Source organism: Methylorubrum rhodesianum (assembly GCF_014199985.1).
GTDB lineage: Bacteria > Pseudomonadota > Alphaproteobacteria > Rhizobiales > Beijerinckiaceae > Methylobacterium > Methylobacterium rhodesianum.
Genome location: NZ_JACHOS010000014.1, coordinates 138,923 through 156,466, shown reverse-complemented (window position 1 = coordinate 156,466; position 17,544 = coordinate 138,923). Strand labels below are relative to the sequence as shown.

Below are 17,544 nucleotides of genomic sequence, written 5' to 3'. Positions count from 1 at the left end.
ACGGCAGAGACGACACGCTGGCGTAGATCGACGGACAAGGGCGAAGGCATCGGCATCCTCCTTTACCCCTCAACGTCCCAACTCCCGAGCCGGCCCAACTCGCTCGGGCGCGGCTCTAGCTTCCTGTGTAACGTATCTTGTAGCTGTTGGAGTTTGCCTACTTTTAGTTTTTTATGGAATTACAGTAGTGGTGTACCATCTGTACGTTTTCAAGATCTCCTCCGCCGCCATCTTTGACGCGTTGAATGTGGTCATATGACATTGATTTGAGTGGATCAATCAATCCGCTGCATAGAGGGCATTTGATTGCTTTGGAAAGCGCATCTCGAATGAAAAGCATCGATTTTGTTTCGTCTGTGATGGTCGGGCTGGATTGCCCGACTTTGACGTCAAAAATCCTAACGCTAAGTCCTATATGAGTGATGGCGCTCTCTGGACTGACCTGATAAGATTGGCTAAACTGATCGATAAGATAGTCAAACGACGATTTTATTTTGGGGATGCGCTGCTTTTTACTAAGGTTTTGCAGAATATTCGTTACAAGAGATTTGTTTTCGATTAGAAATTCCTCGAGAGGACCTCTCGCTTTCGCGAAATCGCGAAAAAAACATGATCATTGTTCCTGATTTTTTCCACAATCAGGGATATCATTCCTAGGAAAAGAAATCTGCTGTATCTTCCGCGTTCGTTGTAAAAGTATACGGCGGGATGTAGGCCCAGGCTAGCGGGTGAATTTCCTGTTATTCGTTCGATTATTTTGAGGGAGTTGTGAAGAACCTCGACAGTTGCCTCGCCTGTCAAGTCGTCGTCGTAGCCGCTAATTGGTTTTGGATGAAGGGCTCTTGTTCCCGCAATTGTTATGAAGTCAATAAGTAGAGATAATGCGTCGATTGGCGCGACGGAGCCGCCTATAGGAACATCGAGTGTTCTGACAGGTTTCTCTGCTTCGGGCTTGAACACATAGTTGTAGAAATTTTTTGATACATCCTCAATCTTACCACGATTTTCTTCGGAGAATGAAGACCAGTACTTATGGCCGGAGCCTGATCTTAATATGGCTCTGGCGCCTATAGCGATAGGCTTTCGTCGATTTTTGATGAGCATTTCTTCTGTTTCATCCAGTGGCGTTCCTTGAGAATTGATTTTGAAAAAAGATGTTTCTGCGGCTGCAGCGTTTCCTTGGATCCACTGCAGCGCCAGCGCGCGCGTCAGCAAAACTGTTGCTCGCCTCCGAATTGGCTCTGGGGCGGCGGATGCCGCCGCCATATCGCGCAGCTTTGAAAAACGGCCTACTCTTTGTTCGATCAGACTTCGAGCTCTTGATGCAATTTTCTTTTGCTCATTTGGGATCTCGCCATTGTAGAACGAAAAAGATATTGGGCCATCACCATAATCGTCGTTTACCCAAGCTCTTAGTGCGCTAATACGATGTCCGCCATCAATTACGAATATGTATGTGGGGGAGTGCCATAATATTAACGATGGAATAACTTCTGCATCAACGAAACTTGCTATAAATGTTGCAAGCTGTTCAGGGGTCCAATGGTTTGTTTCTCTTTGGAAATCTGGCTTCCTAATCAATTTTATATACGGAGAATTTTGATCAAGGTGTGATATTGGAAAGTCGCTGAACAAATTCACTGCGACTTGATTGCTTTCACGTGCAAAATCCTCGCGAGGAATCATTGCATCCAGAGTGACGCGTTGCGGCATTTGTGCTGTTGCTCCCTACGTTCTCATCATCATGCCTCAGAAAGTTTCGCTCGCAAAAGGCGCCATCAAGCAGGTCTCCCCATCTGAATGTCTCCGCTAGTGCAGGTATGTTTTCATTTATCCATTGATAAATCAGAAAAAAGTCCTACAATCTTGGTTGCCCGCCTCCCAGACCAACCGGGGGAGCTTTTCCGGTGACCGGCCGGCGAGGCTCGTGGGGAGGTGGGGCGGTTCCCGCGTCGGTGGCCCGGTCGCCATCGCCCCGGGCGCTGTGCGCGACGCAACGCCGAGGCGGGACGAGGCCCAGGCCGCGCCCGGATCGGCGCCCAGGAACAACCGGAGCCGGGCCCAATACGAGGCCCGGTGCGGACGAGACCGTCGAAGCCGGTCCTGGCCGAGGCGTCCGCCCCTCACGGGGCGGCACACCGGAGAGCACCAGGCCCGCGGGTCCGGGGTCGATGCCGGTGGAGCGACCGTGACGCGAAAACGGATGGGCGGCGTCTCGTGATGGGGACGCGTCCCCTCCGCGGGACGCCGGGAGACCGGCAAAGTTTCAAACAAGCATCCGGAGGTCTCGCGGCGTCCCGCGTCCCCCTCGGGGTTTGTGAAGTGCGGTGCGCGTCCCCAGCCGGCCGATCGGCCAGCCGTCCTCCGGGCCCGCTCTCAGGGCCGCGGGGGGATCCGTGTTGCGACGGGGCCGTTCGACCGGCGGGGGCGACGGGCCGAGGCGACGGGCGGGGCTCCCGCCCCGTCAGGGCGAGGCGTCGGCCGAAGCGAGGAGGTAAGGGCGGCGGTCGAGACCGGGCGCCGCGGAACGGGCGCCTAGGCGACGCCGGTGCGCAGCAGGTCGTGGTAGTGGACGAGACCGACGGGGCGGCCGTCCTCCACCACCACCAGGGCGGTGATCTTCATCGCCTCCTGGATCTGCAGCGCCTTGGCGAGCAGGGTCTCGGGGGTGATCGTGCGGGGGTTGCGGGTCATCACCGCCTCCACCGGCATCCGGTCCAGGCCCTCACGGGAGAAGATGGCGCGGCGCACGTCGCCGTCGGTGAGGATGCCGGCCAGCGCCCCGGCCGCATCGACCACGAGGACGGACCCGAACCCCTTGGCGTCGATCTCGGCCACCGCCGCCCGCATCGCGGTGCCGAGCGCCACCACCGGCAGGTTCTCCCCGCCATGCATGACCTCGCGCACCTGCCGCAGGGAGGCGCCGAGGCGGCCGCCGGGATGGAACACGGAGAAGTCGCGGGCGGAGAAGCCGCGGGCCTCCAGCAGCGCCACGGCGAGCGCGTCGCCGAGCGCGAGCTGCATCGCCGTCGAGGTGGTGGGGGCGAGCCCGTTGGGGCAGGCCTCCTTCGCCTTCGGCAGGGCGAGGCAGGTATCGGCCTCGCGCCCCAGCGTCGAGGCGGCGTTGGCCGTGATCGCCACGAGGCCGACGCGGTAGCGCCTTGTGTAGCCGATGATGTCGGCCAGTTCCGTGGTCTCGCCCGACCACGAGAGCGCCAGCACCACGTCCTCGGGCTGGATCATGCCGAGATCGCCGTGGCTCGCCTCGGCCGGGTGGACGTAGAGGGCGGGGGTGCCGGTGGAGGCGAAGGTCGCCGCGATCTTGCGGGCGACGTGGCCGGACTTGCCCATGCCGGTGCAGATCACCCGGCCGCGGGCGGCGCCGATCCGCTCCACGGCCCGCGCGAAGGGCTCGCCGAGGCCGTTGTCGATCGCCGCCATCAGGCAGGCCAGGCCCTCGCGCTCGGTCTCGATGGTGCGCAGCGCCGAGGCGATGGCGGGCGCCCGCGCCGTCTCCGCCGCGTCCTGATCCTCGATCCGCTGTGCCAGGGCCATGAAGCTGCGTGTCCTGTCGTCCGGGGCCGCGCACGGCGCCCGTGTCCCGCTCTCGGTGTGCTTCGCCCTCTTCGCCCGCGACTGTGGCCGCAAGGCGGCTGCCCGGCCCGGGACAGGACGGCGGTCCGCGCCGCAACGGGGCGTTAACCATGCCCGGTGCAACGCTCTTAACCATGGGAGGCCGCCCGGATCCGGACGCTGCCCCCTCGACGGACCGCCGGCCGCATCAGGGCCCAGACCAGGGAAAGAGTGCTGCCGGTGTCACGCGAGCGGCCGATCGGGGACAAGCGAGGGGGCCGCCGTCGGGCCCTCGCTCTGGCGCTGCTGCCCGGGCTGCTCGTGCCCCTTATCGCCCCCCCTGCCCTGGCGCAGGAGATGCCCGACCCCACGCCCTCCGAACCGGCCCCGGCGCGCGCGCCGGGCCCGGCCTCCGCCTCCCCTTCGCGGGTCACCGAACCGGCCACCGCCGGCCGCGCCCGCCGCCCCGTCTTCGACGCCCCGACCGCGCTGCGCGGCTCCGGCGCCTTCTCCACCGCCGCCCCGCTCGGCGGCGACCCGGCGCCCGCCGCCTCGGGCGAGGAGGAGCCGACGGTGGCGCGCCTGCCGCGCTTCCGCACCGCGCCGAGCCTGCCCGGCTCCGCCGCCGCGCAGGGCACCCCGGCCCGGCCCTCGCTGCTGCGCCTGCGCGCCGCGCCCCCGCGCCGGCTCGGCTCGGCGACCCGGCAGATCACGCAGATGCGCACGCAGCAGACCGTCACGGATCTGCGCCTCACCCCCGTGATCCAGACGCCCGTCTCCGGCGTGCCGCTGCCGGCGCCGATCCTCGGGTTCGGCCTGCCGAACGCCGCCGGGCTCCTGCTCGGCACGGCGCTGCGCCGGCCGATCCCGCCCGACACCGCCTACGCGCCGCTCGGCATCCGGCTCGGCACCTTCACGCTGCTGCCGGCCTTCACCCAGAGCATCGGCTACGACTCGAACCCGGATCAGATCGGCTCGACCCGCCCGCGCTCCTCCCTCGCGCTCCGCAGCGAGGCGGAGCTGGCCCTGCGCAGCGAGTGGTCGGCCTCTGAGCTCACCGCCGAGATGCGCGGCAGCTACCTCGAATATCCGCAGAACCCGGAGGCGAGCCGCCCGAACGCGGTGGGCACCGCGCGGATGCGCATCGACGTCGACCGCGACACCCGCGTCGATCTTGAGACCCGCTTCCTGCTCGACAGCCAGCGCCTCGGCAGTCCGGATCTCGGCGCGGGCGGGGCGACGACCCGGCCGCTATTTGCCACCTACGGCGCGACGGCGGGCGTTCAGGAGACCTTCAACCGGCTGCAGCTCTCGCTGCGCGGCTCGATCGACCGCTCGGTCTTCGAGGACGCGCAGCTCGGCAACGGCACCACGATCATCCAGAGCGACCGCGACGCCAACCAGTACGGAATGCGCCTGCGCGCCGGCTACGAGATCTCGCCCGCGATCACGCCCTTCGTCGAGACCTTCCTCGACACCCGGGTCTACGACACGCCGGTGGATCAGTTCGGCCTGCGCCGCGATTCCGACGGCATCGCCTTCACCGCCGGCGCCGCGGTGGCGCTCAACAGCACGCTGACGGCGGAGATTTCGGGCGGCCTGCAGCACCGCTCCTACGTCGACCGCACGCTGCCGGACATCGATGCGCCGCTGATCAACGCCGCGCTCGTCTGGTCGGTCTCGCCGCTCACCACGGTGCGGTTCAACCAGCAGACCGGGGTGATCGAGACCGCGGTGCCGGGCTCCAGCGGCGCCTTCACCGACGCCGCCACGCTCGAAGTGCAGCACGACCTTCTGCGCAACCTCTCGATCACCCTGGGCGGTGCCTACCTGGCCACCAACTACGACGGCGTGCGCATCCGCGAGCGGGGCTATTCCGCCACCGCCCGGTTCGACTACCGCTTCAATCGCTGGCTGGCCCTTCGCGGCAGCTACATCTACTCGACGCTGAACAGCACCATCCCGCTCTCGACCTACGAGGCGCACACGGTGCTGCTCGGGGTGCGGGTGAACCCCTAGGCCACCGCCTCAGCGGGCGAGCGCGAGCGGCGCGCCGGATTTCGAGAGCGCGCCCTCGAGGCTGCCGCCGGCCTGCCGCAGGCGCGCGGCGACGGTGCCGCCCGGCTGGTAGAGATAAACCTCGCCGTCACGAAAATCCCAGGCCGAGACCTTGGCGAGATCCTTGTTTCCGCAGCCCGCGGTCGTGGCCTTGTAGAGGTCGAGCGAGGGCGTGCTCGACAGGGAGACCTTGCAGCTTCCCGCCGCGTCGGTGGCGTTCCACGAGCCCACCACCGAGGAACGGCCGGTCGCCACCACCGGCGGCGGCGCGGGCGGAGGCTCGATCGCCGGAGACGGCGCGGCGGCAACGCTCGGGGGCGGCGGCTCGCCCGGTGCGGCGGAGGCGCCCGGCGGAGGCGCCAGGGGCTCGCTCGTCACCGTGCCGGCAGGCAGGGCGGGGGTGGCGGGATCGAGCGCCGCCTGCGGACGCGGACGCTCGCGGGGGCCCTCGAAGCGGTTCGAGGCGCAGGCGCCGACGCTCGCGGCCAGCGCGAGACAGGCGGCTTTCGACAGGAACCCACGCGTCATCAAAGACCCCTCACCCCAAACACGCTACGGTCGCGCTTGGCCTCGCGGGCAAATGCGCTTGCGGCAAGGCAAGCTGCGCGGTGCGCCCGGGAAAAGCCGCGCTCGGACCGGTTTTCGAGGGGGTGTGGCGGTGCTGCCGCACTCGGGCCGGCGTTGCGGTGCCGGCCTCTTCGACGGAGCTTGGAAACGCAAAGAGCCGCGCCCGGATCGGGACGCGGCTCTCGCGAAGGGCGGTGTGCTTGGAAAAGATCAGACCTCGCGCTCAACCATCATCTTCTTGATTTCGGCGATGGCCTTGGCCGGATTGAGGTTCTTCGGGCAGGTGTTGGCGCAGTTCATGATCGTGTGGCAGCGGTAGAGCCGGAACGGGTCGTGCAGCCCGTCGAGGCGCTCGCCGGTGTTCTCGTCGCGCGAGTCGATCAGCCAGCGATAGGCCTGGAGCAGGGCCGCCGGCCCGAGGAACTTGTCGCCGTTCCACCAGTAGCTCGGGCAGCTCGTGGTGCAGCAGGCGCAGAGAATGCACTCGTAGAGACCGTCGAGCCGGGCGCGGTCCTCGGGCGTCTGCTTCCACTCCTTCTCGGGCGCGGGCGTCTCGGTTTGGAGCCAGGGCTCGATCGCCGCGTGCTGTGCATAGAAATTGGTCAGGTCCGGCACGAGATCCTTGAGCACCGGCATGTGCGGCAGGGGATAGATCCGCACCGCGCCGTCCTTGTCCTTGCGGGTCAGGAACGGCAGGGCGTTGTCCGGGGTCTTGCACTCGTCGATGCCCATGGTGCAGGCGAGCGCGTTCTGGCCCTCGATGTTCATGGCGCAGGAGCCGCAGATGCCCTCGCGGCAGGAGCGGCGGAAGACGAGCGTCGGATCGACCTTGTTCTTGATCCAGAGCAGCGCATCGAGGACCATCGGGCCGCAATCGTCGCGGTCGACCCGGTAGGTGTCGATGCGCGGGTTCTTCCCGTCATCGGGATTCCAGCGATAGATGCGGAAGGTCTGGATGTTCTTGGCGCCGTCCGGCGCCGGCCAGGTCTTGCCTTCGGTGACCTGGGAGTTCTTGGGAAGGTTGAACTGGGCCATGTCCTGTGCCTTTGGGTGCGGCGGCCTGCGGCGCGCTCCGAGCTTCTGGAAAATCCTATTGCCGGCCGAGCCAGCCGGTCATGAACCGTTCGGCCTCCGCCTTCGGAGGCTGCTTCGCGGCCGGACCGGAGAGGCGGAACTTCACGAACCTCCCGCGCAGGCCGGTGAGGCACAGCAGGCTCTCGGTGGGGCCAAGGGCCGGGTGATCGATGGTGAAGCCGCGGCAGGCGAGCCGGGCTCCGGCAGAGCCGGGCACCTGCACCGCGCCATGATCCTCGCTGCCGCGGTAGACGCCCTGCGCCACCGCCGTTCCGATGTCGGTGGCGGCCTGCGCGAGTTGCCCGGTGACCGGCGGCGAGGATGGCCCGTCAGGGATGTTCGCGACGCCGCCGTCGTAGACGTAGATGTCCGCCTTCCAGCGGCCGTTGGTGTAGACGACGGAGTAGCCGAGGCCCGGCGCGCGGGCCTCGTAATCCGTGCGCGGGCCGCGTGCGAAGCCGGCGACCTCCGCGGGGAAGTCGAAGTCCGGTCCCCGCGCCGCTGCCGGGAGGGCGAGCAGCAGCGTGGCGAGAGCGGCGAGGGCGAGGTGGGTCGGGGCAGTGTGCCGGGAGTCCGCCCGGCCGGCCGGATGAAGGGATCGGATCATCGTCTAATCGTCCGCGAGCGAACGAAGCCGCAAGCGGCCCGTCTCGACCGTCAAGAGTGCGCCGTCGGCAAGTTCGTCCTCCATGCGGGCGATGGCCTGCGCGACGAGCGGCCCGACATGGCTGGACAGGGTGATGTCCGTCCGAAGTTGGACGACGCTCGGCTTCGAGGCTCCGGTACTCACGAGCAGCGTTCCGAAATCGAGGTCGTTGGTCAGGATCGTGCGATCCTCGGCGCGGGCCCACTCGGCGATGTCCTCGTCGGGCGCGTCCTGTGGACCGACGCTCGACCAGTGGACGGCATCGTGACCCAATCCCAGCAGATAGGTTACCCAATCCGCCGAAAGGTTCATGTCGATCACGATCCTCACGCGGCGGATTCGAGTTCGAGTTCGCGCGATTGGGCGAGCCATGCGCCGTATCGCATCGCTTCGAGAACATCCTCCCGTTCGAGGTAGGGATATCCCTGAAGCAATTCCTCGATGCTCGCTCCTCCACCGAGATTGCCGAGGATCATGCCGACGGTCACGCGCATCCCGCGGATGCAGGGCTTGCCGCCCATCACCGCGGGATTGACCGTGATCCGTGGAAACCCCTTGAAGCTCCGTGTCATGGGATCGTTACTCCGGATGGCCGCGGACCTTTCCGTTGCCCGGCCTGGATCAATACACCCGCGCCTTCGGTTCGATGTACTGGATGTCGTTCGACATCGTGTAGGTGTGGACCGGCCGGTAATCGATCTCGACGCCGTGCTTGGACTGGTCGAGCCACGCCAGGGTGTGCTTCATCCACTCCTTGTCGTCGCGGTCGGGGAAGTCCTCGCGGGCATGCGCCCCGCGGCTCTCCTTGCGATTGACCGCCGATTCCATGGTCACGACCGCCTGACCGATCAGGTTGTCGAACTCGAGCGTCTCGAGCAGGTCGGTGTTCCACACCAGCGAACGGTCGGTGACCGCGATGTCGGAGACGCCGCGCCAGACCTCGTGGATCAGACCCTTGCCCTCCTCCAGCACCTCGCCGGTGCGGAAGACGGCGCAGTTGTTCTGCATCGTCCGCTGCATCCGGTCGCGAAGCTGCGCGGTCGGAGTGGAGCCGTCGGCGTAGCGGAAGCGGTCGAGGCGCGAGAGCGCCTTGTCGGCGGAGTCCTTCGGCAGCTCCGGCTGGCGGGCGTTCGGTTCGACGATGTCGGCGCAGCGCAGGCCGGCGGCGCGGCCGAACACCACGAGGTCGATCAGCGAGTTCGAGCCGAGGCGGTTGGCGCCGTGGACCGAGACGCAGGCCGCCTCGCCGAGCGCCATCAGGCCCGGCACCACCGTGTCGGGATCGCCGTTCTTGAGGGTCAGAACCTCGCCGTGGAAGTTCGTCGGGATGCCGCCCATGTTGTAGTGGACGGTGGGCAGGACCGGGATCGGCTCCTTGGTCACGTCCACGCCCGCGAAGATCTTCGCGCTCTCCGAGATGCCGGGTAGGCGCTCGTGCAGGATCTTCGGGTCGAGGTGGTCGAGGTGCAGGAAGATGTGGTCCTTATCCTTGCCCACGCCGCGGCCGTCGCGGATCTCCATGGTCATCGAGCGCGAGACCACGTCGCGCGAGGCGAGGTCCTTGGCGGAGGGCGCGTAGCGCTCCATGAAGCGCTCGCCCTCGGAGTTCGTCAGGTAGCCGCCCTCGCCGCGGGCGCCCTCGGTGATGAGGCAGCCGGCGCCGTAGATGCCGGTCGGGTGGAACTGCACGAATTCCATGTCCTGCAGCGGCAGGCCGGCGCGCAGCACCATGGCGTTGCCGTCGCCGGTGCAGGTATGGGCCGAGGTCGCGGAGAAGTAGGCGCGGCCGTAGCCGCCGGTGGCGAGGATCGTCTGCTGGGCGCGGAAGCGGTGGATCTCCCCGGTGGCCTGATCGATGGCGATGACGCCGCGGCAGCGGCCCTCCTCGTCCATGATGAGGTCGAGAGCGAAGTACTCGATGAAGAACTGGGTCTTGTTCTTCACCGCCTGCCCGTAGAGGGTGTGGAGCATGGCATGCCCCGTGCGGTCGGCCGCGGCGCAGGTGCGCTGCGCGGTGCCCTTGCCGTAATCGGTGGTCATGCCGCCGAAGGGCCGCTGGTAGATCTTCCCTTCCTCGGTTCGCGAGAACGGGACGCCCCAGTGCTCCAACTCGTACACGGCGGCGGGCGCGTTGCGCACGAGGTACTCGATCGCGTCCTGGTCGCCGAGCCAGTCGGACCCCTTCACGGTGTCGTACATGTGCCAGCGCCAGTCGTCCGGGCCCATATTGCCGAGCGAGGCGGAAATGCCGCCCTGGGCCGCCACGGTGTGCGAGCGGGTCGGGAACACTTTGGTGATGCAGGCCGTGCGCAGGCCCGCCTGGGAGCAGCCGACCGTGGCGCGCAGGCCCGCGCCGCCGGCGCCGACGATCACCACGTCGAAGGTGTGGTCGATGATGGCGTAGGCGGGGGCGCCGCCGTTCGTTCCGTTGGAAGCCATGAGCGGTGAATCCTCGGTTTCCGTGCGGCGATCAGGCGAGGCCGCCCAGGCTCACGCGGATGATCGCGTAGAGGCAGGCGGCGGCCACCGCGACCGCGTAGAAGGTGTTGGCGATGAGCGCCGCGAACTTGAGGCCGTGGCTGTGCACGTAGTCCTCGATGACCGTCTGCATCCCCAGACGCATGTGGATCGTCACCGAGACCACGGCGAGGATCAGGATGATCGAAACGAGCGGGTGCGACACCAGCGCGACCGCCTGCGGATAGGTCCGCCCGGCCATCAGGGCGATGATGACGACGAAGGCGAGCATCAGGAGCGCGTTCGACGCGCCGGTCAGGCGCTGCAGCCAGAAATGGCCGGCGCCGTGGCCGGAGGCGCCCAGCCCCTTCACCCGGGCGCGCGGCGTGCGCATCGAGAGCGCGGTGTTCTGGCGGTTGTCGACCTGGGACATGGGCGAGCCTCTCAGCGCACGAGCAGGGCGATCGCCCAGATCACGACGGTCAGGGTGATGGAGCCGATCAGCGTGGCGCGAGCGAGCCCGAGGCGGCGGTCACGGTCGAAGCCGTAGCCGGCATCCCAGATGAAGTGGCGGATGCCGCCGAGCATGTGGTGCATCAGCACCCAGGTGTAGGCGAACAGGATGGCGCGCCCGATCAGCGAGCCGAAGAACCACGCCACCGTGTCGTAGGCGCGCGGGCCGGAGGCGAGCGCCACGAGCCACACCACGACGAGGAAGGTGCCGCCGTAGAGCGCCGTGCCGGTGATGCGGTGGAACACCGACATCGCCATGGTCCATGTCCAGCGGTAGATCTGGAGATGGGGCGAGAGCGGCTGGGCGACCGTGGGTCTGACGGTAGGGTTCATCGCGGCTCACGATCCTCGCGTCGAAGACTGGATAAATTCCAGGGAAGGGTTAGGGCGCCCGCCTCCGGCCGGCAATGCCGATGCTGCAGCGCAGCATTGGTCAAGCTGACGATCGCGCGGATCTGTCTCATGGGCTTTCCTCACGCGAGCCGCCCGATCAGCCGAAACCAGAGATAGGCAAGAGGGGTCGCGACAAGGAGCGATGCGACGCCCGTGGCGAGGGTGAGCCGGGTGGCGTCGGCCAGCGACAGGCGGCCGAGATCCATCGTCATGATGATGGGGGGCGCTTGGTAGGGCAGGAACAGCGTCGAGTAGCCGACCACCTGGACCATCAGGACGCTCATCAGGTCGAAGCCGCTCGCCCGCGCGAACTCGTCCGCCAGCGCCGTGTAGAGAGCGGGCGCGCCGTTGGCGGTGGTGGTGAACAGGAAGCCGATCGACAGGCCGGTCAGGGTCGCGAAGTTCTTGGCGGGCGCACCCGGCTCGAGCGGCGCGACCGTGAGGAGCGCGTGGCCGAGATCGGCCCCGAGTCCGGTCTCGTTGACCACTGCCGTCAGCCCGAACAGGGCGGCGACGTAGAAGCAGGTCCGCAGCGGGATCTCAGCGAAACTCGCCGACGACAGGACGCCGATGCCCGGCAGCAGGCAGATCACCGCGGCCGCGAGGCCGATCCAGGCGGGGGGGATACCGTGCCAGCCGTCGCTCAGCCAAAGGGCCAGCATCACCGCGAGGATCACCGACAGGCGCCGCTCCGCACCCGAGGGCGGCGGTAGCGGGGCGAGGTCCGGCCGGGTTCCGTCGAGGCGATCGGGGAAGATCAGCATCGTGCAGGCCACCAGCAGCGCGCCCTTCACGAGGCCGAGAACGGGTGCGTGCAGAAACAGATAGGGCAGGTAGTTGAGGTGGATTCCAAACAGCGTCTCGGCGGTGCCGGCCATGACGAGGTTGGGCACGTTGGCGGGCAGGATCGCCGCCGAGAGCATCGGCGTGGCGATGCCGAAGGCGAGCAGCGCCCCCGTCCGGCCCGGGCGCTCCGGCTCGAGCCCGAAGGCGTCGCACAGCGCGATCACCACCGGCACCATCAGGGCGATGCGCCCGAGATTGGACGGCATCACGAAGGCGAGCGCGAAGGAGAAGGCGACGAGTCCGGCGATGAAGCCGGGATAGGAGGCGGGCAGCCGCGCCGCCAGCATCCGGGCGAGCCGGTCCCCCAGCCCCGTGCGGTTCATGGCGAGACCCACCACCATGCCGCTCGTCACCAGCCAGAAGGCGGAGGAGGCGAAACCCGAAAACACCGTCTGCGCCGGGGCGAGCTTGAGCAGCATGGCCAGCGCGAAGAACATCAGCGCGGTGACGATCTCGGCGACGAGGCCGGTCGCCCAGAGTCCCATGCACAGCACGAGCAGGCCGCCCGCCGCGACGACCGTGCCCTGTCCTGCGAAAATGCTGGCCGCTGCGGCTCCCATGGGCGCGGTTCAACTGCGAATTGGAACCGTTCGCAATTCGGCTTTCGTGGTGGGTGCCTTCGCCACGCGCGAAGGCTGATGCCGGCATCACGCTGTCGTGATAGGAGATCCTGCTGCCACTGCCTCCAACCGGCGCGAATGCCGGGGTGGCCGAGCGGCCGAAAGCCAACCGATGATGCGCTTCGATCTCGTCGACCTGAACCTGTTCCGGCACGTGGTGGAGGCGGGCTCGATCACCCACGGGGCGGAGCGGGCGAACCTCGCCCTGGCCGCCGCCTCTGCGCGGGTTCGGGCGATGGAGGACTCCCTCGGCGCCGCACTGCTCTTGCGCGGGCGCCAGGGGGTGACGCCGACGCCCGCCGGCCGCGCCCTGCTGGCCCATGCCCGCGAGATCCTCGGCCAGATCGAGCGGCTGCAGGGCGATCTTTCCGTGTTCGCCGGCGGCGCCGTGGGCCAGATCCGGGTTCTTTCGAACACGAACGCGCTCACCGAATTCCTGCCCGAGGCGCTCTCCGCCTATCTGGCGCTCCACACCGGCGTCAGCGTCGATATCGAGGAGCGCACCTCCGACGAGATCGTCGGGATGGTGGCCGACGGGGCGGCCGATCTCGGCATTGTCGCGGGCACCGTCGACACCGGCACGCTCCAGACCTTCCCGTTCCGCCACGACCGCTTTGTCGTCGTGGTCGCGACGGGCCATGCGCTCGCTCGACGCAAGAGCGTCGGCTTCGCCGAGGTGCTGGAGCACGACCTCGTCGGACTGGACCGGCCGAGCGCGCTCACGCGTTTCCTCGCCGGCAAGGCCTCCCGCATCGGCCGGCCGATGCGGTTGCGGGTGCAGCTGCGCAGCTTCGACGCGGTCTGCCGTCTCGTGGAATGCGGCGTCGGCCTTGGCATCGTACCGGAGACCACCGCGCGGCGGGCATGGCGGACAATGGGGATCGCCCTCGTTCCGCTCGAAGATCCCTGGGCCGCGCGCGACCTCAAGCTCTGCCTGCGCGATCTCGCTGGGCTCCCGCCCTTCGCGCAGGACTTCGTGATGCACCTCCGCGCCGCCGAGGCATGAGGCGCGGCCGTCACGCCCCTGTAAGCGTATCGACCAACAGCTTCACGTTCAGCACCACGATGATGCCGGCGATGGTCCAGGATAGAGCTTTCAGCCAGCCGGGAATCACGAAGGCGCCCATCAGCCCCCGGTCCGAGACGAAGCGCACCAGCGGGATCACCGCGAAGGGCAACTGCATCGACAGCACGACCTGGCTCAGCACGAGGAGCCGGGCGGTGCCCTGCTCGCCGTAGAGCGCGGTGACGACCACCACGGGAACGATGGCGATGCCCCGCGTCACCAGCCGCCGGGCGAAGGGCGGCAGGCGCAGCCGCAGGAAGCCCTCCATCACGATCTGGCCGGCGAGCGTCGCGGTCACCGTGGAGTTGAGGCCGGAGGCCAGCAGCGCCACGGCGAACAGGGTCGAGGCGACGCCGACGCCGAGCAGCGGCGAGAGCAACTCGTAGGCCTGCTCGATCTCCTCCACCTCGGTGCGCCCGCCCGCGTGGAACACCGCCGCCGCCAGGATCAGGATCGCGGCGTTGACGAACAGGGCGAGCATCAGCGCGATGGTCGAGTCGGCGACGGCGAAGCGCAGGGCCTCGCGCCGGCCCTCATCGGTCCGGGGATAGGCCCGCGTCTGCACGATCGAGGAGTGCAGGTAGAGGTTGTGCGGCATCACGGTCGCGCCGATGATGCCGATGGCGATGTAGAGCGCGGCCGGGTTGGTCACGATCTCTCTCGAGGGCACGAAGCCGCCGAGCACCGCCTGGACCGGCGGCGCGGCCATCGCGATCTGGATGGCGAAACAGACGAAGATGATTGTCAGAAGCCCGATCACGAAGGCCTCGAGCGCCCGGAAACCCCGTCGCAGGAGCAGCAGCACCACGAAGACGTCGAGCGCGGTGATGATCGCGCCGAGGGTCAGCGGGATGCCGAACAGCAGCTTGAGGGCGATCGCGGTGCCGATCACCTCGGCGAGGTCGCAGGCGATGATCGCCGCCTCGCAGATCAGCCACAGGGCGATGGAGACGGGCCGCGAGGTCCGCTCGCGGCAGGCCTGGGCGAGATCGAGGCCGGTGGCGATGCCGAGCCGCGCCGCCAGCGCCTGCAGCACGATGGCCATCAGGTTCGAGAGCAGGATGACGGAGAGCAGCGTGTAGCCGAACTGGGCGCCGCCGGCGATGTCGGTGGCCCAGTTGCCGGGGTCCATGTAGCCGACCGAGACCATGTAGCCCGGCCCGAGGAAGGCGAAGAGCCGCCACAGCCAGGAGCCGCCCGCCCGCACCGGCACGCTGCCGTTGAGCGCGCCGAGGCTCGGCTCCGCGAAGGTCTGTCCGGGCGGTGCCGGCCGAACCTGATCCATCACCGCTTCCATTCGTGTCGAGGCGCTCGTTTCCCACCCTCCGGTCCGTCGCTCCGGCCGGAGGGCCGACGGGCGGTGCGGCGCGCGAGGAGCTTCCGCCCCCTCGCGCCGGTCGGGACGATACGGCCATATAGCTTTAGCTATAAAGCTGTGCCGAGGCTGGGAGCAAGAGGATCCGCGACCGGGCTCCCGATCGCGGTGCACATCGGTTAAACAGGTCGGCACGAACGAACCGTGACACCCGGCGGATCGGCCGCCCGCGCCGGAGCGTGGCCCGTGCGGCGCGCGTTTCGTGAACCATGTTGATCATGTGTGCGCGGGCCGGCCGGGTCGCGCCCGGGAACGGAGGAGCCCGCCGCCTCATGCAGGATGCATCGCGAGAAATGGGGCAGAAGCCGGCACCGAAAGTGCACCGTGCGGGCACGGATGCGCCGCTCGTCGATGCGCAGGTCCATGTCGAGAGTTTCCGGCAGGCCCGCGAGGCGCGCCGTCTCGAACTCGTGGAGGATTACGTCGAGCTGATCGCCGACCTGATCGGCGACGGCGGCGAGGCGCGGCAGGTCGACATCGCCGCCCGCCTCGGCGTGGCTCAGCCGACGGTCGCCAAGATGCTCAAGCGTCTCGCCGAGGACGGCCTCGTGCAGCAACGGCCCTATCGCGGCGTGTTTCTCACCGCGGCCGGGCAGGCTCTGGCCGAGCAGTCGCGGGAGCGTCACCGCATTGTCGAGCGCTTTCTGCGCGCCGTGGGCGTCAGTGCCGAGACGGCGCGGCGGGACGCGGAGGGCATCGAGCACCATGTGAGCGCCGAGACGCTCGAGGCGTTCCGCCGCTTCGCCGACGCGAAATCGTAAGCGGCGATCCTGACCGCAGGCGCGTTCCGAGGACCCGACCCCGATGGACCAGACCCAGCAACTCGCCGCGCTCGCCGCCGTCAGTGCGCGCCACGATGCGGCGGTGACGAACCTCGCCGAGGGCCTCGCCGAGCTCGGCGCCAAGCAGGTGGCTCACCAGATGGCGGTGGGCTTCCTGGCCAGCGTGCTGCGCTCGATCGATTCCGACCATTACGACGAGCGCCTCGAAGGCTACCTCGCCATGCTGCGCGACGTGCTGTTCCGCGACGATCCGGACGCGGCGCTCGCCAAGACGGTTCTGGAGACGGTCGAGCGCTCCCTGCGCCCCTCCCAGACCGAGGACGAGGGCTGAAGCCCGCCGCTCCGCCGCGAGGGCGCATCCCGAGGACTCATCCCAAACGTCAAGGGCAGGCAGCCGGCCGCAAGCAAATGTGAGCCGTTCACGATGCTGCCGCACCTTGGTCGGGGCCGAGGGGCATGGCACGATGTCCGGATGGCTGACCGGACCGACCACCCCTACTCCATCGATGTGCGGCCGTGCTGGCGGCGCCCCGGCCGCTTCGTCTGCTCCATCGTCGAGAAGGGAGCGCCCCGGCGCTACGGCCCGCAGAGCTACGGGTCCTTCGACGAGGCTCGCCGCGCCGCTCAGGCGCGGCTGCGCCAACTCGTGTTCGAGTGGGAGCTCGTCGGCTCCTGATCCCTCCGCCCCGCGGACGGGCCGGACGGCCCGATCCGGCCGGATCAGACCTGGTCGGCGTCGGCGGTCTGGGCGTACTGAACCAGGGCCGCCATCTGCGCCGGTGCCCGGAACACCCGTCCGTCGGTGGTCTCCACATACACGTCCGAGGCGCCCATGCTCGCGAAGGTCATGGCCCGCTCGGCGGCCCTCGCTCCGAGCGCGTGCGGCTCCCTTGAGGGGCCGGATGGCGCGGTCCAATGAACGGTATAGTGCATGGCGTTCTCCTGTTGCGGGCGCCCAGCATAAGGCAGCTGGCCGCCAATCGCGAGGGGTTGCCGGAGTCTGAGGCGCTGCAGCCATGCGGTTGACGCGGGTGCTGGGGGCTCGCTCAGCAAGGGCGCATGTCTCTGGCCCCTTTTCCGGCAGTGCGGTTCGCGACCACTTCGGAACCATCAATTCTGCATCATATTGCTAATCGAGCGGCTCCTTGTGGGTTCTCCACGCGTTCTAAAGGCTCGGGGCGCTTTCGCTTCGCGCACGGGAGAACGACATGAGGAAGCCGGAGAAGCCTGGCACGGAGGCCGGCAGGACGCAGGCGGGCGGTGCGCTCGGCAACATCGACGAGCAGACGGGGCATCCCGGCAAGGGCACACCGGGCGCCACGGTCAAACCCGAGGACAATCCCGACCCTTCAAAGGATCCCAAGCCGGAGATGCCGGAGGATCGGAGGGCCAAACGCTGATCGCCCGGCACCGGCCTGTGAGGCGGGCGCCGTCTCGATCCTGCGACGCGCTCGTCCGACCGACCGCCGGCCGAGGCGCGTTCGGCGGCTTCCGCGCGGCGCCGCCACCGCCCGGCGCAGCCAGGACGTCCGAATAGGGTCGTGCCGATCAATGCTTGCGAAGGCGATAGACCT

The 17,544-nt window shown here is 67.7% G+C and carries 20 protein-coding genes; 6 read left to right on the top strand and 14 right to left on the bottom strand.

Features of this window, described 5'->3' with window-relative positions:
• Positions 1–163: 163 nt before the first annotated feature.
• The 3 genes from HNR01_RS28170 to HNR01_RS20210 form a co-directional block, all read right to left on the bottom strand.
• Positions 164–340 carry an HNH endonuclease gene (locus tag HNR01_RS28170; protein WP_183669363.1) on the bottom strand — a complete coding sequence of 59 codons (177 nt, stop codon included), beginning with the start codon at positions 338–340 and terminating at the stop codon, positions 164–166.
• Between the two features lie 218 nt (positions 341–558).
• The gene (locus HNR01_RS20215) at positions 559–1,713 is read right to left on the bottom strand and encodes a DUF262 domain-containing protein (RefSeq protein ID WP_183669361.1); all 1,155 of its coding nucleotides are present in this window, start codon (positions 1,711–1,713) and stop codon (positions 559–561) included.
• Positions 1,714–2,535: 822 nt separating this feature from the next.
• Positions 2,536–3,555 carry a KpsF/GutQ family sugar-phosphate isomerase gene (locus HNR01_RS20210; RefSeq protein ID WP_183669359.1) on the bottom strand — a complete coding sequence of 340 codons (1,020 nt, stop codon included), beginning with the start codon at positions 3,553–3,555 and terminating at the stop codon, positions 2,536–2,538.
• Between the two features lie 258 nt (positions 3,556–3,813).
• Between HNR01_RS20210 and HNR01_RS20205 the strand changes: the two genes are divergently transcribed.
• A complete protein-coding gene (locus HNR01_RS20205; RefSeq protein WP_183669358.1) occupies positions 3,814–5,592 on the top strand; it encodes an outer membrane beta-barrel protein in 1,779 nt (592 codons plus the stop codon).
• Between the two features lie 9 nt (positions 5,593–5,601).
• Here HNR01_RS20205 and HNR01_RS20200 read toward each other — a convergent pair whose 3' ends face one another.
• From HNR01_RS20200 to HNR01_RS20160, 9 genes are all read right to left on the bottom strand, one after another.
• Positions 5,602–6,159 carry an AprI/Inh family metalloprotease inhibitor gene (locus tag HNR01_RS20200; protein ID WP_017484500.1) on the bottom strand — a complete coding sequence of 186 codons (558 nt, stop codon included), beginning with the start codon at positions 6,157–6,159 and terminating at the stop codon, positions 5,602–5,604.
• 249 nt (positions 6,160–6,408) lie between these two features.
• Entirely contained in the window at positions 6,409–7,233 is an 825-nt protein-coding gene (locus tag HNR01_RS20195) for a succinate dehydrogenase iron-sulfur subunit (RefSeq protein WP_017484501.1), read from the bottom strand.
• 55 nt (positions 7,234–7,288) lie between these two features.
• A complete protein-coding gene (locus HNR01_RS20190) occupies positions 7,289–7,879 on the bottom strand; it encodes a hypothetical protein (protein WP_246417572.1) in 591 nt (196 codons plus the stop codon).
• 3 nt (positions 7,880–7,882) lie between these two features.
• Positions 7,883–8,290, bottom strand: coding sequence for a DUF5615 family PIN-like protein (locus tag HNR01_RS20185; protein WP_210313443.1), 408 nt, complete (start codon positions 8,288–8,290; stop codon positions 7,883–7,885).
• The gene (locus HNR01_RS20180; RefSeq protein ID WP_017484504.1) at positions 8,245–8,490 is read right to left on the bottom strand and encodes a DUF433 domain-containing protein; all 246 of its coding nucleotides are present in this window, start codon (positions 8,488–8,490) and stop codon (positions 8,245–8,247) included. Before HNR01_RS20180 ends, HNR01_RS20185 begins: the two co-directional genes overlap by 46 nt.
• 49 nt (positions 8,491–8,539) lie before the next feature.
• Positions 8,540–10,357: a succinate dehydrogenase flavoprotein subunit gene (gene sdhA / locus HNR01_RS20175; protein ID WP_183669356.1), complete on the bottom strand. Its 1,818-nt coding sequence runs from the start codon at positions 10,355–10,357 to the stop codon at positions 8,540–8,542.
• 31 nt (positions 10,358–10,388) lie between these two features.
• Entirely contained in the window at positions 10,389–10,808 is a 420-nt protein-coding gene (gene sdhD, locus HNR01_RS20170) for a succinate dehydrogenase, hydrophobic membrane anchor protein (protein WP_017484506.1), read from the bottom strand.
• A gap of 11 nt (positions 10,809–10,819) precedes the next feature.
• Positions 10,820–11,221, bottom strand: a complete 402-nt coding sequence (gene sdhC / locus HNR01_RS20165; RefSeq protein WP_183669355.1) for a succinate dehydrogenase, cytochrome b556 subunit — start codon at positions 11,219–11,221, stop codon at positions 10,820–10,822.
• Between the two features lie 140 nt (positions 11,222–11,361).
• Positions 11,362–12,687 (bottom strand): SLC13 family permease, encoded by a 1,326-nt coding sequence (locus tag HNR01_RS20160; RefSeq protein WP_183669354.1) that lies wholly within the window; start codon positions 12,685–12,687, stop codon positions 11,362–11,364.
• A gap of 175 nt (positions 12,688–12,862) precedes the next feature.
• On the opposite strand from HNR01_RS20160, the gene HNR01_RS20155 reads away from it, so the two are divergent.
• Positions 12,863–13,753: a LysR family transcriptional regulator gene (locus tag HNR01_RS20155; RefSeq protein ID WP_153875669.1), complete on the top strand. Its 891-nt coding sequence runs from the start codon at positions 12,863–12,865 to the stop codon at positions 13,751–13,753.
• Positions 13,754–13,763: 10 nt separating this feature from the next.
• Here the strand turns inward: HNR01_RS20155 and HNR01_RS20150 are convergent, their stop codons facing one another.
• Positions 13,764–15,098, bottom strand: a complete 1,335-nt coding sequence (locus HNR01_RS20150) for an Nramp family divalent metal transporter (protein ID WP_153875654.1) — start codon at positions 15,096–15,098, stop codon at positions 13,764–13,766.
• A gap of 383 nt (positions 15,099–15,481) precedes the next feature.
• Between HNR01_RS20150 and mntR the strand changes: the two genes are divergently transcribed.
• From mntR to HNR01_RS20135, 3 genes are all read left to right on the top strand, one after another.
• Complete coding sequence (gene mntR / locus HNR01_RS20145; protein WP_153875670.1) at positions 15,482–15,949, top strand: manganese-binding transcriptional regulator MntR; 468 nt, start codon at positions 15,482–15,484, stop codon at positions 15,947–15,949.
• A gap of 43 nt (positions 15,950–15,992) precedes the next feature.
• The gene (locus tag HNR01_RS20140; RefSeq protein WP_153875655.1) at positions 15,993–16,301 is read left to right on the top strand and encodes a hypothetical protein; all 309 of its coding nucleotides are present in this window, start codon (positions 15,993–15,995) and stop codon (positions 16,299–16,301) included.
• Positions 16,302–16,442: 141 nt separating this feature from the next.
• On the top strand, positions 16,443–16,646 hold the full coding sequence (locus tag HNR01_RS20135; protein WP_017484514.1) for a hypothetical protein: 204 nt from the start codon (positions 16,443–16,445) through the stop codon (positions 16,644–16,646).
• A gap of 44 nt (positions 16,647–16,690) precedes the next feature.
• Here the strand turns inward: HNR01_RS20135 and HNR01_RS20130 are convergent, their stop codons facing one another.
• Positions 16,691–16,903, bottom strand: a complete 213-nt coding sequence (locus HNR01_RS20130) for a hypothetical protein (RefSeq protein WP_017484515.1) — start codon at positions 16,901–16,903, stop codon at positions 16,691–16,693.
• A 275-nt stretch (positions 16,904–17,178) separates the two neighbouring features.
• Here HNR01_RS20130 and HNR01_RS20125 point away from each other — a divergent pair, with 275 nt between their 5' ends.
• Positions 17,179–17,370, top strand: a complete 192-nt coding sequence (locus HNR01_RS20125) for a hypothetical protein (RefSeq protein ID WP_017484516.1) — start codon at positions 17,179–17,181, stop codon at positions 17,368–17,370.
• Positions 17,371–17,544: the final 174 nt, after the last annotated feature.